Raw genomic sequence first — 26,814 nt, 5'->3', positions numbered from 1 at the left:
TGGCATCCCGAACCCCCTCGCGCAAAAGCGCAAAACTGTTCGCGATGTCCTCGCACATCTGTTCGCGATGTCCCCAGTCCAAACACCCTTGTGGGAGAAGGTAGCCGCGAAGCGGCCGGATGAGGGGTGTTCCAGCTTGGCGCCGACGACACTCCGTCCAGCACCCCTCAACCGTCTTGGCGCTGCGCGCCAATCCACCTTCTCCCAGAAGGGGAGAAGGAAAAGCCTCTATTCCGGCACGTACCGCACCGCCCCCTTGGCGGCACTTGTCGCCATCGCCGCATAGGCGCGCAAGGCCGTCGTCACCTTGCGCTTGCGCTTTTCTTCGGGCTTCCAGGCAGCCGTTCCCCTGGCCTCCATCGCGGCGCGACGGGCGATGAGTTCGGAGTCGTCGACAGCAAGCCTGATGGTGCGGTTGGGGATATCGATCTCGATCGTGTCGCCTTCCCTGACCAGCCCGATCAGACCGCCTTCCGCGGCTTCCGGCGAGACATGGCCGATCGACAGGCCGGAGGTGCCGCCGGAAAAACGACCGTCGGTGATCAGTGCGCAGGCTTTGCCGAGGCCTTTCGACTTCAAATAGCTGGTCGGGTAGAGCATTTCCTGCATGCCGGGTCCGCCGCGTGGCCCTTCATAGCGGATGACGACGACATCGCCGGCCTTGATCTCGTTCGACAGGATCGCCTTGACGCTGGCGTCCTGGCTTTCGAACACTCTTGCCGGACCGGTGAATTTCAGGATCGATTCATCGACGCCCGCCGTCTTCACGATGCAGCCATCGAGTGCCAGATTGCCTTTCAGCACGGCAAGGCCGCCATCCCTGGAGAAAGGATGTTCGGCCGAGCGGATGACGCCCTTCTCGCGGTCGAGATCGAGATCGTCCCAGCGGCGGTCCTGGCTGAACGCGACTTGCGTCGGCACGCCGCCGGGTGCCGCCAGGAAGAAATCGCGGACATTCTGGCTGGTGGTGCGCGAAATATCCCAATGATCGAGCGCTTCGCCGAGGCTTGCGGTGTGCACCGTCGGCAGGTCGCGGTTGATCAGCCCGGCGCTATCCAGCTGGCCGAGGATGGCCATGATGCCGCCGGCGCGGTGGACATCCTCCATGTGGACGTCGGCCTTGGCCGGCGCCACTTTGCAAAGCACCGGCACCCGCCGCGACAGCCGGTCGATGTCCTCCATGGTGAAGTCGACCTCGCCCTCATGTGCCGCGGCGAGGATGTGCAGCACGGTGTTGGTCGAGCCGCCCATGGCGATGTCGAGTGTCATGGCGTTCTCGAAGGCGCCCTTCGAGGCGATGCTGCGCGGCAGCGCGGTGTCGTCGTCCTGCTCGTAATAGCGCTGGGCAAGATCGACGATCAGGTGGCCGGCCTCGACGAACAAGCGCTTGCGGTCGGCATGCGTCGCCAGCGTCGAACCATTGCCGGGCAAGGACAGGCCGAGCGCCTCGGTCAGGCAGTTCATCGAATTGGCGGTGAACATGCCGGAGCAGGAACCGCAGGTCGGACAGGCCGAGCGTTCGATGGTCCTGACGTCCTCGTCGGACACCTTGTCGTCGGCGGCCGCGACCATAGCGTCGACCAGATCAAGCGCCTGGCTCTTGCCGGCGAGCACCACCTTGCCGGCCTCCATCGGCCCGCCGGAGACGAAGACGGTCGGGATGTTGAGGCGCAGCGACGCCATCAGCATGCCGGGCGTGATCTTGTCGCAATTCGAGATGCAGACCATCGCGTCGGCGCAGTGCGCGTTGACCATGTATTCGACCGAGTCGGCGATCAATTCGCGCGACGGCAGCGAATAGAGCATGCCGTCATGGCCCATGGCGATGCCGTCATCGACCGCAATGGTGTTGAACTCCTTGGCGACGCCGCCGGCTTTTTCGATCTCGCGGGCAACCAGCTGGCCGAGATCCTTCAAATGGACATGGCCCGGCACGAATTGGGTGAAGGAATTGACCACGGCAATGATCGGCTTGCCGAAATCCGAATCCTTCATGCCGGTAGCGCGCCACAGGCCGCGGGCGCCGGCCATGTTGCGGCCATGGGTGGTGGTGCGGGAACGGTAGGCGGGCATTGAACTGTCCTTGCTGTCTGCGTCGCGCCCAAAGGTGCGGAAAACCGGAATTGAGCCGCAGGCCTTATAGACGGCACACTCTGGTCTGGCCACAATTTTGCGCTGCGCCAGGGTGCGGAACGAGCGGCCAGCCAAAGACGCAGCCGGTCCAGGCCGTAAAAAAGTCAGAAGTGCTGTCGGATCGTGTTTTGCTCGAGCGTCCTTGAGCAGACGGCGGGACCGGGCATCAATTGCCAGCCGGCCGTTTTGCGAGTGAAACAAGCCAAAACCAGCCCGAGGAGCAAGAGAATGCAAAAGATCACCCCCTGCCCGTGGTTCGACGACCAGGCCGAGGAGGCCATGAACCATTACATCTCCATCTTCAAGAATTCGAAGGTGCTGAGCGTGATGCGCTGGCCCAAGGGCAGCGGCGATAATGAGGGCAAGGTGCTGATGGTCTCATTCGAGCTCGACGGCGTTCAGTTCCAGGCGCTCAACGGCGGCCCGCAATTCAAGTTCACCCAGGCAGTCTCGCTCTCCATCGACTGCAAGACGCAGGAAGAGGTCGACTATTTCTGGGACAGGCTCATCGCGGGCGGTGGCCAGCCCAGCCAGTGCAGCTGGCTGAAGGACAAATTCGGCCTCTCCTGGCAGGTCGTTCCCGAACAGCTGCCCAGGCTGCTGCTGGACCCCGACACGGAAAAGGCCGGCCGCGTGATGCAGGCGATGATGCAGATGAGCAAGATCGACATCGCCAAGATCGAAGAGGCAGCGAAAGGGTGAACGAACGCGATCTTTCCTTCTCCCCCTGTGGGAGAAGGTGGATCGGCGCGAAGCGCCGAGACGGTTGAGGGGTGCTGGACGGAATGAGACGTTGGTGTTTCCTGGAACACCCCTCATCCGTCGCCTTCGGCGACACCTTCTCCCACAAAGGGAGAAGGGAAGGGGCGCATCAAGCCGCTCTGTCGCGGACCTGATAATCCTTGACCGCGGTGAAGCGGATCGCCTTCCAGCGCTCGGCCTCGTAGTTGAGCGAGAAGGCGTGCTGGGCGAGGAACACCGGATCGTTGTCGAGATCGCGCGCGATGTCGCCGCGATGCGCCTCGATGAAGCGCTGGAGTTCGGCCCTGTCGTCGGCCGATATCCAGCGGCAGACGGAAAAGCGCGACATCTCGAAATCGACCGGCAGTGTGTATTCGAAGTTTAGCCGCTCCTTCAAGACGTCGAGCTGCAGGGCGCCGACGACGCCGACGATGGCTGGCGAGCCGTCCTCCGGCGAGAACAATTGCACGACGCCTTCCTCGGCCATCTGGTGCAGCGCTTCCTTGAGCTTCTTGGCTTTCATGGCATCGCCGAGGCGAACGCGGCGCAGGATTTCAGGCGCGAAATTCGGCACGCCGCGAAACAGGATCTCCTCGCCTTCGGTCAGCGTGTCGCCGATGCGCAGCGTGCCGTGGTTGGGGATGCCGACGACATCGCCGGCGAACGCCTCGTCGGCCGTGACGCGGGTGCGGGCGAAGAAGAATTGCGGTGCCGACAGGCTCATCGGTTTTCCCGTGCGCACCAGCTTGGCCTTCATGCCGCGCTCGAGCTTGCCGGAGCAGACGCGGACGAAAGCGATGCGGTCGCGATGGTTGGGGTCCATATTGGCCTGGATCTTGAAGACGAAGGAGGTCATCTTGTCCTCGGTCGCCTCGACCTTGCGGCTGTCGGCCTCCTGCGCGCGCGGCGGCGGCCCGTAGGCGCCGAGCGCCTCGATCAGGTCGCGCACGCCGTAATTGCGCAGCGCCGAACCGAAATAGACCGGCGTCAAATGGCCCTCGCGGAAGGCATCGAGGTCGAGCGGGCGACAGGCCGCGCGCGCCAGCTCCAGCTCCTCGATGAAGGCCTCCCGCTCGTTCTCCGGCAACAGGCCGGCAACGCGGTTGGAATCGGGACCGTTGACCGGCGTGCGCTCCTTTTCGGCGTCGCCCTTGCGCACCGCGTTCAGCGCCAGATGGTAGGTCCCGGAAAAGGTCTTGCCGCGGCCGATCGGCCAGGTGATCGGCGCTGTATCCAGTGCCAGCTTCTGCTCGATCTCATCGAGGATGTCGAATGGGTCTCGGCTTTCGCGGTCCATTTTGTTGACGAAGGTGATGATCGGGATGTCGCGCAGCCGGCAGACCTCGAACAGTTTCAGCGTGCGCGGCTCGATGCCCTTGGCGGCGTCGATCACCATGACCGCGCTGTCGACCGCCGACAGCGTGCGATAGGTGTCGTCGGCGAAATCCTCGTGGCCGGGCGTGTCGAGCAGGTTGAAGACGGTGTCCTCGTATTCGAAGGTCATCACCGAGGTGACCACCGAAATGCCGCGCTCGCGTTCGATCTTCATCCAGTCCGAGCGGGTCTGGATGCGGTCCTTCTTGGCCTTGACCTCGCCGGCAAGCTGGATGGCGCCGCCGAACAAAAGCAGTTTTTCGGTGAGCGTCGTCTTGCCGGCGTCGGGGTGGGCAATGATCGCGAAAGTGCGGCGGCGCGATACCGCTTGTTCGATGTCTTCAGCCAATTTCATGGAATCCTGTCTGTGGCGCGGGCTTCTAGCAGCGCTTTTCCGGCCTGTCGAACGGAAACACCGCTGATACCCCGGCAGCAGGTTCAGTCTCTGACGATAGCCGCCTGCGTGACCGAGCCAGCGTCATCCAGGCGCATAACCAGCCATTCAGAGTCGATCGAAAAAAATCCTCTTTCCGAACCAAGAATATAAACCAGACTCCAGTCCTCGAAATAGTCCGTCTTCGGCGGCTCGCCGAGCATGGCAACAACTTCTGCCCGCGATTTCCCAACCAACGCCCCGGTCAGCACCAAACCGTCAGCAATGCGATGGCGCTTATGCAAAGGATCCAGCCAGTTGTCGTCCTGCCACCAAGATCGAACGATCGGCAGCGGGCCGAAGAAGACGGCATAAACAATGGCGGCTCCGGCTGCAGCAAAAACCAGCCCTTTTATCCAGCGGCGCAAATGACCCTCATGTGATTGAGCTGAACGTTTCCATCGAGGCGATCGTCATCGACCCGCTTCGAGAGCGGTCCCGGCAACGCTCTTGGCAAGTCTGTAGCATGGTGGCAATGAGGGCAAGAAGTCCTGGGCGTTTGAAGGTACACGGCCGCGAGCAAGAACATCATCGTCATTGGATCCGGCATCATTGGCGCCTCCATCGCTTGGCACCGGCAGAGCTAAGCTGTCGACCTCTCCGCCGGCCGCGGCCGCCGGTTCACGTCCCGACGTCAGGCCGCATGGCTCTCGAACGCTATCTCGGGAACCCACTCGGCAATTGCGGCGCCGATCTTGTCGGCATGGTCCTCCTGCAGATAGTGCGCACCGGGTCCGAGATCGATCAGGCGGCAGTTCTTCAGCCCAGCCGCGAAGCCCCGTGCCGCCTGCGGCGAGACGAGGGCGCCGGGATCGCCTGAGAAAAGCAGCTTCGGGTAGGAGGATGCCCGGAGCGCCCGATGGTCGTGCTCACTGATGGCGGCGACATCAGCGGGCTGGCCTTCGATCGGCAGGTCGCGCGGCAGCCGCAGGATCGGCTTGCGCGATTGCGGCGTCGGGAACGGCACCCGGTAGGCGGCCATTTCCTCATCGCTCATCGTGCGCAGCACAGCGGCCGGCAGCACCTTTTCGACGAAGACGTTGTCTTCCAGAACAAGCTTCTCACCGATGCCCGGCGTGCGCATTGCCTTGAACAATTCGCGCGCCTGTGGACGCTGGTGAAAATCGTCCCAGCTCTCGAAGGGGCGGATGAACTCCATGAAGGCGAGGCCGAGGATCCGCTGCGGCCGCCGTGCGGCGAGATGGAAGGCGAGCGCGGTGCCCCAGTCCTGCGCGACGACAACCATGTCGGTGATGCCAAGCGTCTCGATGAAGGTGTCGAGATACCGGACGTGGTCGAAGAAGCGATAGTCGATGTCCGGCTTGCCGGACTGGCCATAGCCGATCAGGTCGGGCGCTATGCAGCGGCCGAACGGCGCCACATGCGGGATGATGTCGCGCCAGATGTAGGACGACGTCGGGTTGCCGTGCAGCAAGAGTACCGTCGGGCCAACCGTGCCTGCCTCGACATAGGAGATGGTGGAATCGAGCACCGCGACTTGCGAGCGTGGCAACATTGTGCGCTTTTCGAGTTTCGGGTTCATCGGATCAGCTCCTTTTTGCGAAGACTGTTTTGAAGACGATATTCTTGAAACGCTCGAGCGGTTCGGGACTGCGCTCCACCTTCATGCGCAGCATCGCGCCTTGCCAGGAACTCAACAGGAAATCGGCGAGGTCCTCGGCATCGAACGCGTCGGTGATGTCGCCAGCCGCCTGGCCCTCGGCGATGCATTCGGCAAAGGGCTTACGCCAGCGTTCGAAAATGGCGACGAGTTGCAGCCTCAGCGCCTCGCTGTGAGCCGCCGTCTCGAGGCTGAGATTGCCGATCATGCAGCCCCGTGCCCAATCATGCGCCTCCAGCTTCGACGTGATGATTTCGAGATAGCGGCGCAAGCGCCCGACCGGGGGCGTGCCGTCCCGAGCAAGGGCCTGCTCCACCAAACCGCTCACATAGGCGAAATAGCGGTCCAGCACCTCGCCGGTGAACGCCTCCTTGGAGACAAAATGATTGGTGAAGGACCCCGGGCGGGCATCGGCCGCGGCGACGATGTCGCGTACGCCGGCGGACGAATAGCCGGAATTCCAGATGGTGTTGAAACCGGCGTCGAGAAGTTTTTCGCGAAGTGAATGTCTAGCCATGCCGGTATAATACGTACGTACGTATTAAAGTCAAGAAGCATATTTTATACCGCGCGCTCTTGGCAGAACCCACGGGCAATGGCATCGCAGTGGTGGCGTTGGAACGAGGAGTGAAGCATGACAGCGGCGAAACAAGTCATCGTCATCGGCGCCGGCATCATCGGCGCCTCCATCGCCTGGCACCTGACCAGGGCCGGAGCAAAGGTGACGGTCATTGCCGGCAGCGGCGCCGGCGGCGTCGCGACACCGAATTCCTTTGCCTGGATCAATGCCAGCTGGGGCAATCCGGAGGTCTATTTCCGCCTACGCATTCGGTCGATGGCCGAATGGACGCGGCTGGCGAACGAGGTGCCCGGCATCCCGTTGCAGTGGTGCGGTGGCTTGTGGTGGGACCTGCCACGTCCCGAGCTTGAGGCCTATGCGGCCGAGCACTCCGCATGGGGCTGCGGCATCGAGCGTGTCGACCGTGCCGGAGCGGCGCGTATCGAGCCCAATCTGGCCGAACTTCCCGATTTCGCCCTTTATGTCGCCGAGGAAGGTGTCGCCGAGCCGGTCGCCGCCACGCAAGCACTGCTGGCCGACGCCGAACGGCGCGGCGCGCGAATTGTAGCCGAGACGACCGTCACCGCTCTGGTGCAAGCCAACGGCAGGATTGCCGGCGTCGATACATCCGGCGGGCGGATTGCTGCCGACGAGGTGGTGATCGCGGCCGGAGCCGGCTCTCCGGCACTAGCGGCAACAGCCGGGATAGAACTGCCGATCGAGACGCCACCCGGCCTGATCGTGCATTCGCGCCCCTACGAAAAGCTGCTCAACGGCCTGGTGATCGGCGACCGCCTGCATATGCGCCAGACGGCGGAAGGCCGCATCATCGCGGGCTCGGATTTCGGCGGCGCCGATCCCGGCATGGATGCTGCGGCCACCGCCCGCGACCTGTTTGCGGCGATGAAGGCGATGCTGCGCGGCGCGGATGAGCTGGAACTCGATTTCCACACCATTGGCTATCGGCCGACGCCGGTCGATGGCTTTCCGATCATTGGCCGCGCCGAAGGCACGAGCGGCGTCTACGTCGCGGTCATGCATTCCGGCATCACGCTGGCACCGGCCGTCGGCCTGTTCGCCGCCCGCGAAATCCTCGATGGCGAGCGCGATCCGCTGCTTGATCCCTACGGGCTGGGGCGGTTTACTCAATAACCGGGCGGACGGCGAAAGCCGCCGGCCAGCGGCTCGATTGCCCTGGCGATCCCGAGCAGGCGCGACTCCGACCAGCGTTTGCCAACAAGCTGTAGTCCGATGGGCAGGCCATTGCTGTCCTGTCCGCAGGGCAGCGACAGTGCGGGGTGGCCGCTGTAATTGAACACCGCGCCATAGGCCGGCAGCATCCAGTAGGTTTGCTTCTCGCCGTCGACCTCGATCGACGTTCCCGGATCGCAATGCGGGAAGGCGGTGGCCATGGCGACCGGGCACAGCAAGGCGTCGCAGCCGTCGAAGAACCGTTCCCACGCCAGGATGGAGCGGTCGCGGCGGGCGAGCGCCTCGAACCAGCGCGAGACCGGTGTCGGCTTCTCCCGCGGTTCGGGCTGGGCCGCCTCCAGCATCATGCCGATCAGCGCGCCGCCTTGCTCCAGATCGTCGTGCAGGTCGAGCTTCGGCAATTTGGCCTCCTCGACGATCGCGCCTGCCGCCTGAAGCTCCTTTGCCAGGCTTTCGACCGCAGCCCTGATCTCGCCTGCCACCGGAAAACCTGGGAAGGACGGCGCGAAGGCAATGCGCAGCGTCGTCAGATCCAGCTCCGGCATGTCTTCGACCGGTACCGGCGCAAGGTCGGTATCGCTTCCATCCGGCCCGGCAATAAGGCGGTAGATCAGTACCAGGTCTTCGACGCTGCGTGCCATCGGTCCGAGGCAGGAGATCAGCCTCACGCTGCGCGGCGCCCCGCCTGGATCGGGGAAGGCGCCGGCGAGCGAGACGCGGTGCTCGGTCGGCTTGAGGCCGCAGACGCCGCAAAAGGCAGCGGGCAGCCGGATCGAATCCTGCATGTCGGTGCCGACCTCGAACGGCGTCATTCCGGTGCCGAGCGCCGCCGCCGCACCGCCACTGGAGCCGCCGGCGGTGCGCTGGAGATTCCAGGGATTGCCGGTGCGGCCGAACAGCGGATTGCTCGACTGCCAGTCACCGAGCATTGTCGCCACGTTCGTCTTGCCCACCAGTATGCCGCCTGCCGCCTTCAGCCAGGCAACGACCGGACTGTCTGCCCTCGGGGCAAAGTCGGCGAAAGCCGGGAAGCCGACAGTGGTTCTCATGCCCGCTGTTTCGTGCGTGTCCTTCAGTGTGAACGGCACGCCGTGTAGCGGCCCAAGGGCCTCGCCGCGCGCCTGGGCTTCGTCGGCCTTGCCAGCGCGTTGCCGCGCACCGTCCCGATCGAGGGTTACGACTGCGTTGACCGCCTCATTGTGCCTGTCAATCTGCGCCAGATGCTCGTCCAGCACCTCTATTGCGGAAACCGTACGGTCGCGGATGGCCGCGGCCAGATTGGTGGTCGAGGAAAAGACGATATCCATGGTGAATGCTCCGGGCTATCGCGCCGCGCTCCTCAAAATGGCGGATTGGCGCGTGGATGCAAGCCTGGCTCGACATTTCGACGATGGCGGCGCTTGATCGGGATTGCGCTGCGGGGCCCGTTGAGGGGCGGCCCTGTCCAGCGGCCTCGCCGCGCTCGGCGCCTCTACGGCCTACCGTCCCCTGTTGTGCGTCCGCTCATAGAGCTCACGGATGATGCCGCTTGCCGTGGTCTCGAACAGAAACGGCAAGAAAGCATGAACGAGCGCGGCAAACGCCGCCATGAACAATCGCGACGAGAACCATGCGGCGAAAGCCATATGGCCGAAATAGCTCTCGCCGACCGCGGCCGGGTGAGAGGTGAAAAGTCTTGCGAGCCGTGCCGTCATGTCGATCCCTCCTGCCGGCATGAAGAGCCGGCGATGAGTATACTGGCATGGGTGTTCGGTTCATCGGTCTCAAATTGTCCTTGTGAAAGGCTGAATTTTGGGACAAACATCCCACATGGCGCCGGAAATCGACGAAATAGACCGGAGATTGCTGGCCGAGCTGCAACGCGACGGCACGCTGTCCGTCGACCAGCTCTCGGCAAGAATATCGCTGTCGCGCAATGCCTGCTGGCGCCGGGTGAAGCGGCTGGAGGAAGACGGCGTCATCACCGGCCGGGTGGCGCTGGTCGACGCCGACAAGCTTGGGCTCGGCCTTTCGGTGTTCATCCTGATCCGCACCTCGAACCACGATCCCGACTGGCTGCAAAGATTCCGAGCGGCGGTGACCGGCTTTGCCGAGATCACCGGCGCCTACCGCATGTCCGGCGATCTCGACTATGTCCTGCGCGCCCGCGTTGCCGATGTGAAGGCCTATGACCGGCTCTACCAGCGGCTGATCGCCAAGGTGGCGCTGTCGGACGTTTCGGCCTCCTTCGTCATGGAGGAGATCAAGGAGACCACGGTCGTTCCGATGGAACTGCGCTGAAGCGGAACTGTGCTGAAAGAAAGCCGTTGATAGCATTGCCGCCGAGTTGACTGAACCGGCGTTCGCGACGATAGGATCAGCCTCATGCGCGCAGCACTTTATCCCACCTCCGTCATCGGTCCGGCTGTCGGCTTCGTCAGGCTGCCGCATGGCGAGGGCTTGCCGCTTCCGGCCTATGAAAGCTCGGGCGCCGCCGGCATGGACCTGCGCGCCGCCGTCCCGGACGACAGGCCGCTTTTGATCCTGCCGGGAAAGCGTGCGCTGGTGCCGACCGGGCTGGTCCTGGAAATTCCGGAGGGCGTCGAAGGCCAGGTCCGGCCGCGTTCGGGCCTCGCCTTCAAGCACGGGCTCACCTGCCTCAACACGCCGGGCACCATCGACAGCGACTATCGCGGCGAGGTCAAGGTGCTGCTGATCAATCTCGGCGACGAGGATTTCGCGGTGACGCGCGGCATGCGGATCGCCCAGATCGTCTTCGCCCCGGTGACGCAGGCGACCGTCGAGGAGCGCACATTGGCTGGCGGCACAACGCGCGGCTCGGGCGGCTTCGGATCGACCGGCACGGCCTGATGAAAATACCCAAGCTCGTCATCTTCGATTGCGACGGGGTTCTGGTCGACACCGAGAACCTGGCCAATCGGCGCCTCGCCGAATGGCTGACCGCGGCCGGCTTTCCGGCCAGCTTCGAATATTGCCGCAAGAATTTCTCCGGCCGCAGCATGGTCTCGGTGCAGAAGGAAGTCGAGGCGACCGGCGTCAGCCTCGGCGCCGATTTCGTCGAGCGCTGGAACGCCGGCCTGCCGGACCTGTTCGCGCATGGCGTCGAGGCCATCCCCAACGTTCGCGAGTTCATCGAAACCGTGCACGCCGCCGGCATCGCCACCTGTGTCGCCTCGTCGGCACGGGTGTCCAAAATGCACATCACGCTCGGCCAGACCGGGCTGCTGCCGCTTTTCGAGCATGCGCTGTTCAGCTCGACCATGGTCTCGCGTGGCAAGCCGTTCCCCGACCTCTTCCTGCATGCGGCAGCGACGATGGGCTTCGCGCCCGCCGACTGCATCGTCATCGAGGACAGCGTCGCCGGCACGGCAGCCGGCATCGCCGCCGGCATGCGCGTCTATTCCTACCACGGCGACCCGCTTTCCGACCGCGATGGACTGATCGAAGCCGGAGGCATCCTGTTCGACGACATGCGTAAACTGGCCGGGCTGGTGCCGATCCACTGATCGCCTTTGCGCAGGCTGCATGCGCGCCAGATCTCAGACCGGGCGCGGCGCCCCAAGTACTCGGTCGACCGTGTCGCGTATGAGAGTGCGCAGATTGGCCGGCCTGTCGAGATGACTGACGACAAGCAGGCCGTCGGCCGCCACTGTTAGCGCGTCCGCGGTGCGGTCCGGATCGGGATTTGCGTCAGCGATCAGCAGATCCCTGAGGATGCCCCACTTCCAGTGACGATGCTTATCGATTGCCTCGCGAACCGGGCTCCTCGGGTCGGGGTATTCGGCCGCGGCATTTTGGAACGGGCAGCCGCGGTAGCCCGGCTGATCCGCCGCATCGGCAATGAGATCGAATACGGCAAGGATCATCAGGCGAGGTGGCCGCCGGCCAAGGCTCGCGATTGCCGCCCGTCCTCCCTTGCTGATCTCCTCGATATAGGCGCGGACGAGGTCGTCCTTGGCCGCGAAGTGATGATAGAACGTCGCCTTCGCAACGCCGGCCTCGGCGATGATGCGGTCGATGCCGACTGCACGGACCCCCTCCAGAGAAAACAGCGCGGTCGCCGTTTCGAGGATGCGGCGGCGCGCAAGACTTTCGGGACGATCGTTGATTCGGGCTGCGGACATGCCTTGACCGTATAGCAGACAGGTCTGTATACATCCATATGTAGACAGACAGGTCTACCTGTTAACGAAGGGAAGGCGAAACATGGCTTCGATAGTCAGGGAAATCATCGTAGATGCTTCACCGGAAAGCGTATGGGCGACGGTGGGCGACTTCGCCGGCGGCGCCCAACGGATAGCCCCAGGCGTTTTCGTCGATTGCCGGGTGGATGAGGGCGACGTACGGGTCCTTACTTTCGCCGACGGCAAGATCGTGCGAGAGCGGCTCATCGCCCGCGACGAGCAGGGCCGGCGGATCGTGTGGGGATGGCTCGGCGACGAGGTCACTCACGATAACACCTCCATGCAGGTCTTTGCCGAGGGCGAGGGCCGGAGCCGCCTGGTCTGGATTCACGATACTCTGCCCGACGAACTCGGCACGTGGCTCGCAGCCGCCATGGATCAGCTGGTGCCGGTTTTCCAGCAGACCCTGGCGAGCCAAGCCAAACCAACATAGTGAGGCAACGCCAAGTGTTTCCTCTTGGCCGCAAAATGCTATAGCTTGCGCGCGCCCGACATAACGAGCGCGCGCGCATGACCTTCTCCCTGCTTCGTTTCATCGTTGCTTGCCTGCTGCTGCCCTGTCTTTGGACGACGGCCAGCGCGGAGGCCGTCAGCTTCCCGGAGCTCGGCAGCGCTGTCCCCGGCCACGGCGATGTCACCTATCTCGATCTCGCCAGGATGGTCATTCCCGATCTGGCCGCGGACAAGGCCGGCTTTTTCCGGGGTTCGATGCCGATCGAGATGCGCCACATCGCTGGACCGGACTACGACGGCTCGCCGCCGGCGACGTCGGGTCTTTCCAGCGCCGACGTGCTCGACATCAAGGCCGGCGGCAAGGACCGGCTGGCGATGCTGCTCGACCTCGGCGACTCGCCTGACAGCGCCGAGGGTTATGCAGTGCTGGCACTCTACGACATCACCGGCAAGCCGGCCTTGCTCGACGCGGTCAATGTTGCCGTCGACCGCAGCACCTACTTTCGCGATCCGGGCAAGCTGTCGATCGGGCCCGGCGATGACGTCATCATCACCACGAGCACGCATTTCAATTCGAGCCAGGGCTATGTGATCGCGCCGCTGGTCATGGTCCGCAACGACAGGTTCGAGCTGATCGACATGATCTATACGTTCGACGAAAACCTCTGCACCAACCGAAGGACGCAGAATGCGGCCTTCCAGGCGATTGCCGACGGCCAGCCCTATGCAGCCATCAAGGTTACGGTGACCGACGCGACAGTGCCGGGCGATGAAAGCTGCGACGGCCAGCCGCCGCCAGAGGCGTCTTCGCGCGACATTTCCGTCACCTATCATTGGGACAAAAACGCTTCGCGTTACGTCAAGGATTCCGATGCGCTGGACCGATTGGCAGGAGAGAACGCCAAACGCTTCTGAGCCAACCGCATTTGTTTGCCCGGCGCGTTCCGCCGGGCTAGAATTTGCCTCACATTCTGCACTGGAGGGGAGCATCCATGGACAAGGGCAAGATTTTTCGCGACCTGCATACATCGATCTTCGTTATGGCCAATTCATGGGACGTCGGCACGACCAAGCTCTTGGCCTCGTTCGGCTTCAAGGCGCTGGCCACGACCAGCGCCGGCTTTGCCTTTTCGCGCGGCCTGCCGGACGGCGCGGTGACGTTCGAGGCGATGATCCATCATTGCCGTGAAGTGTCAGCGGCGACCGGGCTGCCGGTTTCGGCGGACCTCGAAAAGGGCAAGGGCGACAGCGCGACAAGTGCCGGCGAGACCATCTTCGCCGCCGAGGCGGCTGGCCTCGCCGGCTGCTCGATCGAGGACCATACCGGCGAGCCCGCCAAGCCGATCTATGATTTTTCGCATGCCGTCGATCGCGTCGCGGCGGCGGCGGAAGCGGCACGGGCACTGAAACGCGATTTCGTTTTCACCGCGCGGGCCGAGAATTTCCTGTGGGGCAAGCCCGATCTCGACGACACGATCAAGCGGCTGCAGGCCTTCGAGAAAGCCGGTGCCGACGTGCTCTATGCACCGGGCCTGGGCGACATCGAGATGGTGCGAACCGTCTGCTCGGCGCTGACCAAGCCCGTGAACGTCATGGCTAGGCCCGGCTTCACCATCGCCGATCTTGCCATGGCTGGGGTAAAGCGCATCTCGCTCGGCCCATGGCTGACCAATTTTGCTTTCGGCATGCTGGAGACCGCGGCGCGCGAGATCCAGCAGGATGGCACCTTCGGCTTCACCCGCGCCGCCATGCCGTTCGGCAAGCTGCAGGCGCTGTTTGCCAAATCTTCCGCCTAGGCGGGGCCCGGCGAATGACGCTCACCGTCGTCGACATGCACACCGGCGGCGAGCCGCTGCGGATCGTCACCGGCGGCTACCCCGACATTCCCAAGGGCACGATCCTCGAAAAGCGTGCCTATGTGCGCGACCATCTCGATCATCTCAGAAAGATCCTGATGTTCGAGCCGCGCGGCCATTACGACATGTATGGCGCGCTGCTGGTGGAGCCCGACCTGCCGGGCGCCGACCTCGCGGTGCTGTTCATGCACAATGAGGGCTATTCGACGATGTGCGGCCACGCCATCGTCGCGCTCGGCCGCTACGCCGTCGACGAGCGGCTGGTGGCGCCACGCGAGCCGATGACGACCGTCAATATCGAGGCGCCATGCGGGCTGATTTCGGCTGCGGTCGAGGTAAGGGACGGCAAGGCCGGCGCGGTGTCCTTCGAAAGCGTGCCGGCGTTTCTGTTCGCCGGCAACCAGCGGATCGAGCTGCCGGGCTATGGTCCGGTCGGCTTCGACATCGCCTATGGCGGCGCCTTCTATGCACTGGCCGACTGCCGCCAGTTCGGGCTGGAATTCGGCCAGAACCGGGTGCGCGATTTCGTCGATGCAGCGACCGCGCTGACCAATAAGCTCAAGGCCGAATTGCCGCTGTCGCATCCCGACCATGCCGATCTCGCCTTTCTCTACGGCACCATCCTGACCGACGGACAGGATGCGTTCTCCGATACGCCGACCAAAAACATCTGCGTTTTCGCCGAGGCGGAGGTCGACCGTTCGCCGACCGGCTCCGGCGTCACCGCGCGGCTGGCGGCCATGCACGCCAAGGGCCAAATCGAGATTGGCCGGACGCGGCTGTTCGAGAGCATCGCCGGCTCGCGCTTTTCCGGCGCCGTCGTACGCACGGCCACAGCCGGGCCGCATGACGCCATCATCGCCCGCGTCGGCGGCCGCGCCTATTACTCAGGGCGGGCCGAATTCATCGTCGAGGACGACGACGAACTGGGCAGGGGTTTTCTGCTGAGATAGCTCCCTTCCCGTGCCGAGATCGCCTTGTGCAGGTGCACCATCATGACGGCGGCGAACAGCGGCGTCAGAAGATTGAGTAGCGGCACGGCGAGGAAAGCGGCGACCACCAGCCCGGCCAGGAACACGGTGATGGAGTGCTTTCTGCGCAGCGCCTTGGCCTCGGCCTCCGGGCGAAAGCGCATGGCGGCGAATTCGAAGAACTCGCGTCCGAGCAGATACCCATTGACGATGAAGAAAGCGGCGATGTTCACGCCCGGCACCAAGAGCAGCAGCAGGGCGACGATGTTGCCGAGGATAACGACGCCGAAAAATCGGATCGCCAGCACCAGCGAGCGCAACGCCGGCACGGCGCGGCCGGGCGGGTCGTTTGGATAATCCGTGCGCTCGACCACTTCGGGCACGTCGTCGAGGAACAGGCCGGCGATGATCGCCGTCACCGGCGCGATGAGCAGCGCCAAGCCCAGCGCAAGGCCGATGCCTGCGACGACGGCGCCCAGCCATCCGGCCCAGGAGGGTAGGGCGGGGAGCCATGCATCGATCCACGGCCAGGCCAGCCATTCGAACAAGCTCTTGATCCCGAACCAAAGCGCCGCCAGCGCCAGCAAGGTCAGCCCCAGCGTCTTCAGGAACACAGAACGGAATTCGGGCGAGAACAGCCGGCTCAAGGCGGCACGGGCGGCGTCGAGGATCACGGCGTTTCCAATTCCATGTCAAACGAGGCCCATGGGCGATATTTCGGGATAGGCGGAGACAGGTCGCGAGACAAGCGCAAACCGCGCGATACGAAGCATGCGTTCTGCCCGGATTTATAACTCGCGGCCTAGGCAAAGCCGCATCAAACCGCTAGACCCGCCCGCGCCCGGCGTGGCAGAAAGCCGGTGGGTTTTTGGCGGAGACATGAATTGATGCCGGACTATGACGTGCTTTGTGTCGGAAATGCCATCGTCGACATCATCGCCCAGTGCGACGAGGCGTTCCTGGAGACGAACGGCATCATCAAGGGCGCGATGAATTTGATCGACACGAGGCGCGCCGAACTGCTCTACAGCCGCATGGGCCCGGCCATCGAAGCCTCGGGCGGCAGCGCCGGCAACACGGCGGCGGGCGTCGCCTCCTTCGGCGGCCGCGCCGCTTTCTTCGGCAAGGTCTCCAACGACGCGCTCGGCGAAATCTACGCGCATGACATCCATGCCCAGGGCGTCGCCTTCGACACCCGGCCGCTCAGCGGCGAGCCACCGACGGCGCGCTCGATGATCTTCGTCACGCCGGACGGCGAGCGCTCGATGAACACCTATCTCGGCGCTTGCGTGGAGCTCGGCCCGGAGGACGTCGAGGCCGACAAGGCGTCGGGCGCCGCCGTCACCTATTTCGAAGGCTATCTGTGGGACCCGCCGCGCGCCAAGGAGGCGATCCGGCAGACGGCGAAACTCGCCCACGCCGCCGGGCGCGAAGTGTCGATGACATTGTCGGACTCGTTCTGCGTCGACCGCTACCGCGACGAGTTCCTCGATCTCATGCGCTCCGGCACCGTCGACATCGTCTTTGCCAACAGCCACGAGATTAAGTCGCTCTACCAGACCGCTTCCTTCGACGAGGCGCTGGCGCAGATCCGCAAGGATTGCAAGATCGCCGCCGTCACCCGCTCGGAAAAGGGCTCGGTGATCGTGCGCGGCGACGAGACCGTCACCATCGAGGCGACCAGGATCCGCGAACTGGTCGACACGACCGGCGCCGGCGACCTCTACGCCGCCGGCTTCCTCTATGGCTACACGCAAGGCCGCAGCCTGAAGCAGTGCGGCGATCTCGGCTCGCTGGCGGCCGGGCTGGTCATCCAGCAGATAGGCCCAAGGCCACGGCAGAATTTGCGCAGAGAGGCCGAGCAGGCCGGGCTGCTGTAGCGGCATCTCTTCCTTCTCCCCCTGTGGGAGAAGGTGGATCGGCGCGCAGCGCCGAGACGGTTGAGGGGTGCTGGACGGAGTGCTGCCGGTGCCAAGCTGGAGCACCCCTCATCCGACCGAGCTTCGCTCGGCCACCTTCTCCCACAGGGGGAGAAGGAAAGAGGTGCTGCCGCTACGCGCTCCTCAAGCCCCCGCGCTATACGCCGCGATCGCCGCCATATTCACGATGTCGCTGTCCTTGGCATTCAGCGAGACGATCTGAACCGGCTTGTTCAGGCCGACCAGCAGCGGGCCGATGACGGTCGAGCCGCCGAGCTCCTGCAGCATCTTGGTCGAGATGGAGGCCGAGTGGAAGGCCGGCATGATCAGCACATTGGCCGGGCCGGTCAGCCTGATGAACGGGTACTGCGCCATGGCGCGGGCGTTGAGCGCCACGTCGGCGGCCATCTCGCCGTCATACTCGAAATCGACGCGGCGCTTGTCGAGGATGCGCACCGCTTCCTGGACGCGCTCGGAGCGTTCGCCCTGCGGATGGCCGAAGGTCGAATAGGCGAGCATGGCGAGCCTCGGCTCGTAGCCCATGCGGCGGGCGAAGCCGGCGGCCTCCTCGGCGATGTCGGCGATCTCGACGGCATCAGGCATGTCGTGCACCGCGGTGTCGGCAACGAGGACGGTGCGACCCCGCGCGAGCACGATCGACACGCCGATGACGCAGTGGCCGGGCCTTGCGTCGATGACGCGGCGGATGTCGTCGAGCGCCGTCGAATAGTTACGGGTAACGCCGGTGACGATGCCGTCGGCATCGCCCAGCGCCACCATGCAGGCGGCGAAATGGTTGCGGTCGTTGTTGATCAGCCGCTGGCAGTCGCGGAACAGAAAGCCTTTGCGCTGCATGCGCTCGTAGAGATAGTCGGTGTAGACCGAGTTGCGCCGCGACAGCCGCGCATTGATGATCTCGATGCCTTGCTTGCCGAGATCGATGCCGGCATTCCTGGCGTTTTCCTTGATGATGTCGTCGCGGCCGAGCAGGATGGCGGTGCCGAGCCGCTGGTTCACATAGGAGACGGCGGCGCGCATCACCTGCTCCTCCTCGCCCTCGGCAAAGACGATGCGCTTGGGCTGGCGGCGGACGCGGTCGTAGATGCGCTGCAGCGTCGAGGCGATCGGGTCGCGGCGGGCGGAAAGCTCCTGCGCGTAGCGGTCGAGATCGAGGATCGGCTTGCGCGCGACGCCGGAGTCCATCGCCGCTTTGGCCACCGCGATCGGAATGGCCGAGATCAGGCGCGGGTCGAACGGCACCGGGATGATGTAGTTGGGGCCGAATTTCGGCCGCATGCCCTGATAGGCGGCGGCGACGTCGTCGGGCACGTCCTGGCGCGCCAGTTCGGCGAGCGCTTTGGCCGCGGCGATCTTCATGTCGTCATTGATGGTGGTCGCCCGCACATCGAGCGCGCCGCGGAAGATGTAGGGGAAGCCAAGCACGTTGTTGACCTGGTTGGGATAGTCGGACCGTCCCGTCGCCATGATGGCGTCGGTGCGGATCTCGGCGACCTCCTCAGGCGTGATCTCGGGGTCGGGATTGGCCATGGCGAAGATGATCGGGTTCTTGGCCATCGACTGCACCATTTTGGTGGTCAGCGTGCCTTTGGCCGAGAGGCCGAGGAACACGTCGGCGCCGTCCAGCGCCTCGGCCAGCGAGCGCGCGCCGGTTTTCACGGCATGCGCCGATTTCCACTGGTTCATGCCTTCGGTGCGGCCCTGGAAGACGACGCCCTTGGTGTCGCAAAGGATGATATTCTCAGGCGCAAAGCCCATCGCCTTCATCAATTCGATGCAGGCGATGCCGGCAGCACCGGCGCCGTTGCAGACCATTTTCGTGGTCTTCATGTCGCGGCCGGTGATTTCCAGCGCGTTGATCAGGCCGGCAGCCGAGATGATGGCGGTGCCGTGCTGGTCGTCATGGAAGACCGGTATGTCCATCAGCTCGCGCAGCCGCTGCTCGATGATGAAGCATTCCGGTGCCTTGATGTCCTCGAGGTTGATGCCGCCGAAGGAGGGTCCAAGGAAACGCACGCAGTTGATGAATTCGTCGGCATCCTCGGTGTCGACCTCGAGGTCGATGGAATCGACATCGGCGAAGCGCTTGAACAGCACCGCCTTGCCTTCCATCACCGGCTTCGATGCCAGCGCGCCGAGATTGCCGAGGCCGAGGATGGCGGTGCCGTTGGAGATGACGGCGACCATGTTGCCGCGAACCGTGTAGTCGAAGGCGCGGCTCGGGTCCTCGGCGATGGCGAGAACCGGAACCGCGACGCCCGGCGAATAGGCGAGGCTGAGATCGCGCTGCGTCGCCATCGGTTTTGTGGCGACGATCTCCAGCTTGCCCGGACGCCCCATGGCGTGGAATTCCAGCGCCTCCTGGGCGCTGACGGAGGGCCCGTTGCTCTCGGTTTTCTTGGCCATGGTACTTTTGGTTTCCTCGCCCGTACGGCACCGCTTGAGATGGGTGCGCATGCTTTCTTTTGTGGAAGGTTCGGGATTAAGGCTACACTTCGCCGCTGTAAACCGCCAAGCATGGCTTGGAAAATTTTGGAAGCAGCTTCTTGAACGACGAGACGCCCATTCGAAGCGACAACGCCACGCCGGCCTTCGCGCCGGCGACGCCGATGATGGAGCAGTATATCGAGATCAAGGCGGCGAACCCGGATTCGCTGCTGTTCTACCGCATGGGCGATTTCTACGAACTGTTCTTCGACGATGCCGAGAAGGCAAGCCGGGCGCTCGGCATCGTGCTGACCAAGCGCGGCAGGCACCAGGGGCTCGACATCCCGATGTGCGGCGTACCGGTGCATGCCGCCGACGATTATCTGCAGAAGCTGATCGGCCAGGGGTTCCGCGTCGCTGTCTGCGAGCAGATCGAGGATCCGGCGGAGGCCAAGAAGCGCGGCGGCAAATCGGTGGTGCGCCGCGACGTGGTGCGGCTGGTAACGCCCGGCACCATCACCGAAGACAAATTGCTGGCGCCGTCGGAATCGAGTTTTCTGATGGCGCTCGGACGGGTCAAGGGCGGCAGCAGCGATACAAGAGGCGGGGAGCGCGGAAGCGCGACAGGGAACCAAGGAAGTTTCGCCCTAGCCTGGATCGAGATCTCGACCGGTGTCTTCCGCGTCGCCGAGACAACCGCCGACCGGCTGCTCGCCGATGTCTTCCGCGTCGATCCGCGCGAGCTGATCGTCGCCGAACCGGTGTTTTACGACCCGGAGCTGAAACCGGTCTTCGACGTGCTCGGCCGCGTCGCCAGCCCGCAGCCGCCGTCGCTGTTCGATTCGGCTTCGGCCGCCGGCCGCATCGCCCGCTTTTTCGAGGTGGCAACGCCGGATAGTTTCGGCACGTTTTCGCGCGCCGAACTGTCGGCGATCTCAGGCGTCATCGCCTATGTCGAGAAGACGCAGAAGGCCGAGCGGCCGCCGCTGTCGCGGCCGCAGCGCGAGGAGCAGGGTTCGACGCTGTTCATCGACCCGGCGACGCGCGCCAATCTGGAGCTGCTGCGCACGCTGTCCGGCAGCCGCGACGGGTCGCTGTTCAAGGCGATCGACCGCACGGTGACCGGCGGCGGCGCAAGGCTGCTCGCCGACCGCTTGATGGCGCCGCTGACCGACCCGGCGGCCATCGCCGCAAGGCTGGACTCGGTGTCGTTCTTCCGCTCCGAAACGCGCCTCTGCCAGGCGGTGCGGGCAAGCCTGAAGAGCGTCGCCGACATGCCGCGGGCACTGTCCAGGCTGGCGCTCAACCGCGGCGGTCCGCGCGACCTCGGCGCGCTGCGCGCCGGTTTCGAAGCGGCCGGCGCCATCGCCGAACTGTTCGGCCAAACCGCCTTGCCGGGCGAACTGGCCGCGGCGTTGGGAGCTATCAAGGCACTGCCCAGTGAACTGGCGACGCATCTGGCACAGGCGCTCAGCGACGAGCTGCCGTTGCTCAGGCGCGACGGCGGCTTCGTCCGCGGCGGCTACCACGCCGAACTCGACGAGATGCGGGCACTGCGCGACGAGTCGCGAAAGGTGATCGCCGGGCTGGAGCGTTCGCTGATCGACGAGACCGGCATCCGCTCGCTGAAGATCAGGCACAACAATGTGCTGGGCTATTATATCGAAGTCACCGCTAACCACCATGCGCTGATGACCGGCAGCGACGGCGCCAAGGCGCGCTTCATCCATCGCCAGACCATGGCCAACGCCATGCGCTTCACCACCACGGAACTCGCCGAACTGGAAACCAAGATCGCCAACGCCGCCGACCGGGCGCTGGCGATCGAGCTTGCCGCTTTCGAGGCGCTGACGGCGGAAGTGGTCGGCCAGGCCGACACGATCCGTGCCGGCGCCGAAGCGCTCGCCGTGCTCGACGTTTCGGCCGCACTTGCCTTGCTTTCCGAGAGCGAGGCCTGGTGCCGGCCGCTGGTCGATGCGAGCCTTGCCTTCGAGATTTCGGGTGGACGTCATCCGGTGGTCGAACAGGCGCTGCGGCGTTCCGGCGAAGGCCCGTTCGTCGCCAATGATTGCGATCTGTCGCCGCAAGGCGATGCCAAGGCCGGCGCGATCTGGCTGCTGACCGGCCCCAATATGGGCGGCAAATCGACCTTCCTCAGGCAAAACGCGCTGATCGCCATCCTCGCCCAGACCGGCTCCTTCGTGCCGGCGGCATCAGCCCATATCGGCGTCGTCGACCGGCTGTTTTCGCGGGTCGGCGCCTCCGACGATCTGGCGCGCGGCCGCTCCACCTTCATGGTCGAGATGGTCGAGACGGCGGCGATCCTCAACCAGGCAGGCGAACGCGCACTGGTCATCCTCGACGAGATCGGCCGCGGCACCGCCACTTTCGACGGCCTGTCGATTGCCTGGGCGGCGGTCGAATATTTGCACGAGAAAAACCGCTGCCGCTCGATCTTCGCCACGCATTTCCACGAGATGACGGCGCTGGCCGGAAAATTGCCGCGGCTCTCCAACGTCACCATGCGGGTCAAGGAATGGGAGGGCGACGTGGTCTTCCTGCACGAGGTCGGCAAGGGTGCGGCCGACCGTTCCTACGGCGTCCAAGTAGCGCGGCTGGCCGGCCTGCCAGAGGCCGTCGTCGGCCGGGCCAAGGAAGTGCTGCACCAGCTTGAAGCAGGCGAGGTCTCGGGCAAGGCCAACCGTCTGGTCGACGACCTGCCGCTGTTTTCCGTGGCAGCGAAGCGGGAGGCGTCGAAGCCGGTGAAGAGTGATGGGCTGGGTTTGGCGCTAGCGGAGATCAATCCCGACGAGATGACGCCAAGGGAAGCGCTGGAGGCGCTGTACCGGCTGAAGGGGATGGTTGGGAAGTAGTGCTCGTCCGATAGCGCTCTACGGCACCCCCCTCTGTCCTGCCGGACAGAGGGGGTGTGACGGAACGCTGCTTTGGCTTGCCTTCCGCCCCACCCCTCAAATCATCGCCAGGCCCGACTTCCGCCTCGGCGGTGGGAAGGCGCGGTCAATTTCGGCGAAATCTTCGCTCGTGAGCTCAATCTCCAACGCCGCGACATTCTGCCGGATATGCTCCGGGCGGCTGGCCTTCGGAATGGCGATCACGCCCTCCTGCGCCATCACCCATGCAAGTGCGATCTGCGCCGGCGTCGCACCGTGGCGGGCGGCGATGGCATCTAACCTGGCGTTGCGCGCCAATACCCCCTGATCGACCGGCGAATAGGCCATCAGCGGCATGCCGCGTTGCCGGCTCCACGGGGCGAGGTCGAACTCGACGCCGCGCTGCGACAGATTGTAGAGCACCTGGTTGGTCTGGACGTTGCCGCCGGCCGGCAACCGGACCAGCTCCTCCATCTCGCCGGTATCGAAATTGCTGACGCCCCAATGGCGGATCTTGCCGGCCGCCTTCAACGCTTCGAACGCCTCTACCGTTTCCATCAAAGGCACGCTGCCCGGCCAATGCAAGAGATAGAGATCAATGCGGTCGGTGGCGAGATGCCTCAGGCTGTTCTCGCAGGCCCGTTTCACGCCGGCGCGTGAGGCATTGGACGGCAGCACCTTGGAGACCAGGAAAACCTCGTCGCGGCGCCCGGCGATGGCCTCCGCCACCACCTCCTCGGCGCCGCCGCTGGCATACATTTCGGCGGTGTCGATCAGCGTCATGCCGAGATCCAGCCCGAGCTTCAGGGCATTGGCCTCGTCGCCACGGCGGCGAGCGTCTTCGCCCATCTTCCAGGTGCCCTGGCCGAGCACCGGCACAGCTTCGCCGCAGGGCAGGGAGGTCGTTCTTATCGTCGATGGCATGGCATGCTCCAGTCCGAGGCCCGGATAGCACCATAGCCGCCAAGGGAAATCCAGGCGAAGCAGAAATCCAGGTGAAGCCTCTCGCCCGGATTCCTCGACAGCGTGACGCCTACTTCGCCGGATGGGAGGCAAGCCAGTCCTGCATCTGCTTGATCTCGGCTTGCTGCGCGGCGATCACCGCTTCCGCCAGCTTGCGGATTTCCGGATCCTTGCCATTGGCGAGCTCGATCTTGGCCATGTCGATGGCCGCCTGGTGATGCGGGATCATGCCGCGGGCGAAATCGACATCGGCATTGCCGGAATATTCGATTGCCATCATGTCGGTATGCATCTTGTCCATCGCCGCCTTGTAGCCCTCGCTCGAGGGGCTCTGCGCGCCCATTGCGCCCATCTCGTGCTTCATCTCCTCGGCTTGTGCCGGAACACTTTCGAGGAAAACGGCAAGCAGCATTCCTGCCGCCATCATCAGCAGCACGATCTTCTTGGCCAAGGTCATTCATCGTCTCCTTTTTTGAACAGGGTCTATCTGGAAGTTTTACTCAGAGTTTCAACGTCCTGAGCCGCAATGCGTTGGCGATCACCGAAACCGAAGACAGGCTCATCGCCGCCGCCGCGAGCATCGGCGACAGCAGCGTGCCGGTGAGCGGATAAAGCACGCCGGCAGCAACCGGCACGCCGAGCACATTGTAGAGGAAAGCGAAAAACAGGTTCTGGCGGATGTTGCGGATCGTCGCGCGGGCGAGCGTCCTCGCCCTGACGATGCCGTTGAGATCGCCCTTGACCAGCGTAATTCCCGCACTTTCGACCGCAACATCGGCGCCTGTGCCCATCGCGATGCCGACATCGGCGGCGGCAAGTGCGGGCGCATCGTTGACGCCGTCGCCGGCCATGGCAACGCCGGCACCGCCGGCGCGCAATTCCTCGACCAGCGCGTTCTTCTGTTCGGGCAAGAGCCCGGCACGCACCTCGTCGATGCCAAGCTTGGCTGCGATGGCCTTGGCAGTACGCTCGTTGTCGCCGGTCGCCATGACGATCTTCAGCCCGCTGTAATGCAGTGCCTTGATCGCCTCGGCGGTGGTCGCCTTGATCGGGTCGGCGACGGCGACGAGGCCGGCGAGCCGGTTGCCGACAGCAACGAACATCGCGGTCTTGCCGTCGGCCTGCAGCGCCTCGGCGCTGGCCAGGACCGCCGCCGTGTCGATGCCGAGATCGGCCATCATCGCGGCATTGCCGAGCGCCACCTTCTGCCCCGAGACCGTGCCGGAAACGCCCTTGCCGGTGACGGCCTCGAAACCGCTCGCGTCGGGGACCTTCACGCCGCGTTCGCGGGCGCCGTCGACGATCGCCTCGGCCAGCGAATGCTCCGAGCCTTTTTCCAGCCCGGCGGCGAGCGCCAGCAGATCGTCTTGCGCCATGCCTTCGACCGCGATGACGTCGGTCAGCCGCGGCCGGCCTTCGGTCAGCGTTCCCGTCTTGTCGACGATCAGCGTGTCGACCGAGGCAAAGCGTTCGAGCGCCGCCGCTTCTTTGATCAGCACGCCGGCATGCGCGCCGCGCCCGGTGGCGGTCATGATCGACATTGGCGTGGCAAGGCCGAGCGCACACGGACAGGCGATGATCAGCACCGAGACCGCCGAGACGATGGCAAACACCAGGCTGGGTTCCGGTCCGACGATCGCCCAGGCGACGAACGCTATGATTGCGACCAGCACGACGGCCGGGACGAAGTAGAACGAGACGCGGTCGGCCAACCCCTGGATCGGCGCGCGCGAACGCTGCGCCTTGGCGACCAGCTCGACGATGCGCGCCAGCGTCGTCTCGGCACCGATCCTTTCGGCGCGCATGATCAGCGAACCGTTCCTGTTCAGCGTGCCGCCGGTGAGGTTGTCGCCTTCGGTCTTCTCGACCGGCAGCGGCTCGCCTGTGATCATCGATTCATCGATGGAAGAGCGTCCTTCGAGCACAATGCCGTCGACCGGCACGGCGTCACCGGGGCGGATGCGCAAGCGGTCGCCGGCCTTGACCGTATCGAGCGGCACGTCGTTTTCAGAACCGTCCGCACCGATCAGCCGCGCCGTCTTCGGCGCCAGGTCGAGCAGCGCACGGATCGCCGACCCGGTTTTCTCGCGGGCGCGCAATTCCAGCACCTGGCCGAGGAACACCAGCGCAACGATCACCGCCGCCGCCTCGAAATAGACCGGCACGGTGCCGTCATGGCCGCGGAACTGGTGCGGAAAGAGGCCTGGAAACAGCGTGGCGACGACGCTGTAGAGATAGGCGGCACCGACGCCGAGCGAAATCAGCGTCCACATATTGGGGCTGCGGTTGAGGACCGAGTCCCAGCCGCGGTGGAAGAACGGGAATGCCGCCCACAGCACCACCGGGCTGGCCAGCGCCAGCTCCAGCCAGACCTTCGCGCGGTCGTCGATGAAGGCCTGAAACGTCAGGCCGAGCATCGGCGCCATGGCGATGAGCAGCAACGGCACGGACAGCACCGCGCTCACCCAAAAGCGCCTGGTGAAGTCGACCAGTTCCGGGTTAGGTCCCTCGTCGCCGGTCGGCACGCCCATCGGCTCCAGCGCCATGCCGCAGATCGGGCAGGAGCCGGGCTTGTCGCGGATGATTTCCGGATGCATCGGGCAAGTGTATTGCGTGCCCTTGGGCATCGGCTGCGGCGCCGGCCTGTCGCCGAGATATTTTGCCGGCTCGGCTTCGAATTTCGCCTGGCAAGCGGCCGAGCAGAAATAGAAGCCCCGGCCCTCGTGCCGCAAAAAGTGCTTGGCCGTGGCGCGATCGACGCTCATGCCGCAGACGGGATCGGTTGCGGTCAGGTATTTTTCCGGCTCGGCGACGAATTTCGCGCGGCAGCTCTCGCTGCAGAAATGATAGCGATGGCCGTCATGCTCGGCCATCGGCTTGCCGGCAGCCGGATCGACGGTCATGCCGCAGACCGGATCGCGGACGACGGCGTCCGCAGCAGAGGAGACGCCCTTTGCCGAGCAGCAGCTGCCATGGGCGTGATGATGGTGATCGGAATGCGTCATGCCGAAAGCCCCTGTAGTTCGGTGTTGCGGCGGAGGTAGTGCTTCCAGTAACTG

Annotated in this window: 24 protein-coding genes; 11 read left to right on the top strand and 13 right to left on the bottom strand. The window is 64.5% G+C overall.

What is annotated here, in order from left to right; all coding sequences use genetic code 11:
* Nucleotides 1-228: 228 nt before the first annotated feature.
* On the bottom strand, nucleotides 229-2,073 hold the full coding sequence (gene ilvD, locus NKI52_RS13500; RefSeq protein WP_352698252.1) for a dihydroxy-acid dehydratase: 1,845 nt from the start codon (nucleotides 2,071-2,073) through the stop codon (nucleotides 229-231).
* 288 nt (nucleotides 2,074-2,361) lie between these two features.
* On the opposite strand from ilvD, the gene NKI52_RS13495 reads away from it, so the two are divergent.
* On the top strand, nucleotides 2,362-2,835 hold the full coding sequence (locus NKI52_RS13495; RefSeq protein WP_352698250.1) for a VOC family protein: 474 nt from the start codon (nucleotides 2,362-2,364) through the stop codon (nucleotides 2,833-2,835).
* A gap of 169 nt (nucleotides 2,836-3,004) precedes the next feature.
* Here NKI52_RS13495 and NKI52_RS13490 read toward each other — a convergent pair whose 3' ends face one another.
* The 4 genes from NKI52_RS13490 to NKI52_RS13475 form a co-directional block, all read right to left on the bottom strand.
* Complete coding sequence (locus tag NKI52_RS13490; protein ID WP_502893745.1) at nucleotides 3,005-4,603, bottom strand: peptide chain release factor 3; 1,599 nt, start codon at nucleotides 4,601-4,603, stop codon at nucleotides 3,005-3,007.
* 83 nt (nucleotides 4,604-4,686) lie between these two features.
* Nucleotides 4,687-5,049: a hypothetical protein gene (locus tag NKI52_RS13485; RefSeq protein WP_352458662.1), complete on the bottom strand. Its 363-nt coding sequence runs from the start codon at nucleotides 5,047-5,049 to the stop codon at nucleotides 4,687-4,689.
* A 266-nt stretch (nucleotides 5,050-5,315) separates the two neighbouring features.
* Nucleotides 5,316-6,224 (bottom strand): haloalkane dehalogenase, encoded by a 909-nt coding sequence (locus NKI52_RS13480; protein ID WP_352698248.1) that lies wholly within the window; start codon nucleotides 6,222-6,224, stop codon nucleotides 5,316-5,318.
* 4 nt (nucleotides 6,225-6,228) lie between these two features.
* Nucleotides 6,229-6,819: a TetR family transcriptional regulator C-terminal domain-containing protein gene (locus tag NKI52_RS13475; protein WP_352570213.1), complete on the bottom strand. Its 591-nt coding sequence runs from the start codon at nucleotides 6,817-6,819 to the stop codon at nucleotides 6,229-6,231.
* 117 nt (nucleotides 6,820-6,936) lie between these two features.
* Between NKI52_RS13475 and NKI52_RS13470 the strand changes: the two genes are divergently transcribed.
* Nucleotides 6,937-8,013 (top strand): NAD(P)/FAD-dependent oxidoreductase, encoded by a 1,077-nt coding sequence (locus NKI52_RS13470; RefSeq protein ID WP_352698246.1) that lies wholly within the window; start codon nucleotides 6,937-6,939, stop codon nucleotides 8,011-8,013.
* On the opposite strand, the gene NKI52_RS13465 is transcribed toward NKI52_RS13470, so the two are convergent.
* Together NKI52_RS13465 and NKI52_RS13460 are read right to left on the bottom strand one after the other, a co-directional pair.
* A complete protein-coding gene (locus NKI52_RS13465) occupies nucleotides 8,007-9,380 on the bottom strand; it encodes an amidase (RefSeq protein WP_352698244.1) in 1,374 nt (457 codons plus the stop codon). The genes NKI52_RS13470 and NKI52_RS13465 overlap by 7 nt on opposite strands.
* Before the next feature lie 171 nt (nucleotides 9,381-9,551).
* Entirely contained in the window at nucleotides 9,552-9,767 is a 216-nt protein-coding gene (locus NKI52_RS13460; RefSeq protein WP_352469961.1) for a DUF6356 family protein, read from the bottom strand.
* Nucleotides 9,768-9,882: 115 nt separating this feature from the next.
* Between NKI52_RS13460 and NKI52_RS13455 the strand changes: the two genes are divergently transcribed.
* The 3 genes from NKI52_RS13455 to NKI52_RS13445 all read left to right on the top strand — a co-directional run bounded on the left by NKI52_RS13455 (nucleotide 9,883) and on the right by NKI52_RS13445 (nucleotide 11,579).
* Entirely contained in the window at nucleotides 9,883-10,353 is a 471-nt protein-coding gene (locus NKI52_RS13455; protein ID WP_023676368.1) for an Lrp/AsnC family transcriptional regulator, read from the top strand.
* A gap of 84 nt (nucleotides 10,354-10,437) precedes the next feature.
* Nucleotides 10,438-10,923 (top strand): dUTP diphosphatase, encoded by a 486-nt coding sequence (gene dut, locus NKI52_RS13450; protein ID WP_023717930.1) that lies wholly within the window; start codon nucleotides 10,438-10,440, stop codon nucleotides 10,921-10,923.
* Nucleotides 10,923-11,579, top strand: a complete 657-nt coding sequence (locus NKI52_RS13445; protein ID WP_352570216.1) for an HAD family hydrolase — start codon at nucleotides 10,923-10,925, stop codon at nucleotides 11,577-11,579. Before dut ends, NKI52_RS13445 begins: the two co-directional genes overlap by 1 nt.
* A 33-nt stretch (nucleotides 11,580-11,612) precedes the next feature.
* Here the strand turns inward: NKI52_RS13445 and NKI52_RS13440 are convergent, their stop codons facing one another.
* Complete coding sequence (locus tag NKI52_RS13440) at nucleotides 11,613-12,197, bottom strand: TetR/AcrR family transcriptional regulator (RefSeq protein WP_352698242.1); 585 nt, start codon at nucleotides 12,195-12,197, stop codon at nucleotides 11,613-11,615.
* An 82-nt stretch (nucleotides 12,198-12,279) separates the two neighbouring features.
* Between NKI52_RS13440 and NKI52_RS13435 the strand changes: the two genes are divergently transcribed.
* From NKI52_RS13435 to NKI52_RS13420, 4 genes are all read left to right on the top strand, one after another.
* On the top strand, nucleotides 12,280-12,690 hold the full coding sequence (locus NKI52_RS13435) for an SRPBCC family protein (protein WP_352570218.1): 411 nt from the start codon (nucleotides 12,280-12,282) through the stop codon (nucleotides 12,688-12,690).
* A gap of 77 nt (nucleotides 12,691-12,767) precedes the next feature.
* Nucleotides 12,768-13,625 carry a hypothetical protein gene (locus NKI52_RS13430; RefSeq protein ID WP_352698240.1) on the top strand — a complete coding sequence of 286 codons (858 nt, stop codon included), beginning with the start codon at nucleotides 12,768-12,770 and terminating at the stop codon, nucleotides 13,623-13,625.
* 77 nt (nucleotides 13,626-13,702) lie between these two features.
* The gene (locus tag NKI52_RS13425) at nucleotides 13,703-14,506 is read left to right on the top strand and encodes an isocitrate lyase/PEP mutase family protein (protein ID WP_023676373.1); all 804 of its coding nucleotides are present in this window, start codon (nucleotides 13,703-13,705) and stop codon (nucleotides 14,504-14,506) included.
* 14 nt (nucleotides 14,507-14,520) lie between these two features.
* The gene (locus NKI52_RS13420) at nucleotides 14,521-15,519 is read left to right on the top strand and encodes a proline racemase family protein (protein WP_352698239.1); all 999 of its coding nucleotides are present in this window, start codon (nucleotides 14,521-14,523) and stop codon (nucleotides 15,517-15,519) included.
* Here NKI52_RS13420 and NKI52_RS13415 read toward each other — a convergent pair.
* Complete coding sequence (locus NKI52_RS13415) at nucleotides 15,450-16,211, bottom strand: sulfate transporter family protein (protein WP_352698237.1); 762 nt, start codon at nucleotides 16,209-16,211, stop codon at nucleotides 15,450-15,452. The two genes, NKI52_RS13420 and NKI52_RS13415, sit on opposite strands and share 70 nt — an antisense overlap.
* Nucleotides 16,212-16,424: 213 nt before the next feature.
* Here NKI52_RS13415 and NKI52_RS13410 point away from each other — a divergent pair, with 213 nt between their 5' ends.
* Nucleotides 16,425-17,417 carry an adenosine kinase gene (locus NKI52_RS13410; protein WP_352698235.1) on the top strand — a complete coding sequence of 331 codons (993 nt, stop codon included), beginning with the start codon at nucleotides 16,425-16,427 and terminating at the stop codon, nucleotides 17,415-17,417.
* Nucleotides 17,418-17,600: 183 nt separating this feature from the next.
* Here the strand turns inward: NKI52_RS13410 and NKI52_RS13405 are convergent, their stop codons facing one another.
* Nucleotides 17,601-19,880: an NADP-dependent malic enzyme gene (locus tag NKI52_RS13405; RefSeq protein ID WP_352448507.1), complete on the bottom strand. Its 2,280-nt coding sequence runs from the start codon at nucleotides 19,878-19,880 to the stop codon at nucleotides 17,601-17,603.
* A gap of 203 nt (nucleotides 19,881-20,083) precedes the next feature.
* Here NKI52_RS13405 and mutS point away from each other — a divergent pair, with 203 nt between their 5' ends.
* Nucleotides 20,084-22,774, top strand: a complete 2,691-nt coding sequence (mutS, locus tag NKI52_RS13400) for a DNA mismatch repair protein MutS (protein ID WP_352698261.1) — start codon at nucleotides 20,084-20,086, stop codon at nucleotides 22,772-22,774.
* Nucleotides 22,775-22,870: 96 nt separating this feature from the next.
* Here the strand turns inward: mutS and NKI52_RS13395 are convergent, their stop codons facing one another.
* From NKI52_RS13395 to NKI52_RS13385, 3 genes are all read right to left on the bottom strand, one after another.
* Complete coding sequence (locus tag NKI52_RS13395; RefSeq protein WP_352698234.1) at nucleotides 22,871-23,716, bottom strand: aldo/keto reductase; 846 nt, start codon at nucleotides 23,714-23,716, stop codon at nucleotides 22,871-22,873.
* Nucleotides 23,717-23,825: 109 nt separating this feature from the next.
* Entirely contained in the window at nucleotides 23,826-24,212 is a 387-nt protein-coding gene (gene copM, locus NKI52_RS13390; protein WP_352577460.1) for a CopM family metallochaperone, read from the bottom strand.
* Nucleotides 24,213-24,255: 43 nt separating this feature from the next.
* Nucleotides 24,256-26,760 carry a heavy metal translocating P-type ATPase gene (locus tag NKI52_RS13385; protein ID WP_352698231.1) on the bottom strand — a complete coding sequence of 835 codons (2,505 nt, stop codon included), beginning with the start codon at nucleotides 26,758-26,760 and terminating at the stop codon, nucleotides 24,256-24,258.
* Between the last annotated feature and the right edge of the window lie 54 nt (nucleotides 26,761-26,814).

The sequence above is a fragment of the Mesorhizobium sp. M0590 genome (assembly GCF_040320905.1).
Classification (GTDB): domain Bacteria; phylum Pseudomonadota; class Alphaproteobacteria; order Rhizobiales; family Rhizobiaceae; genus Mesorhizobium.
Note: the sequence above shows the minus strand (reverse complement) of the source record. Positions and strands in the feature narration are given on the sequence as shown.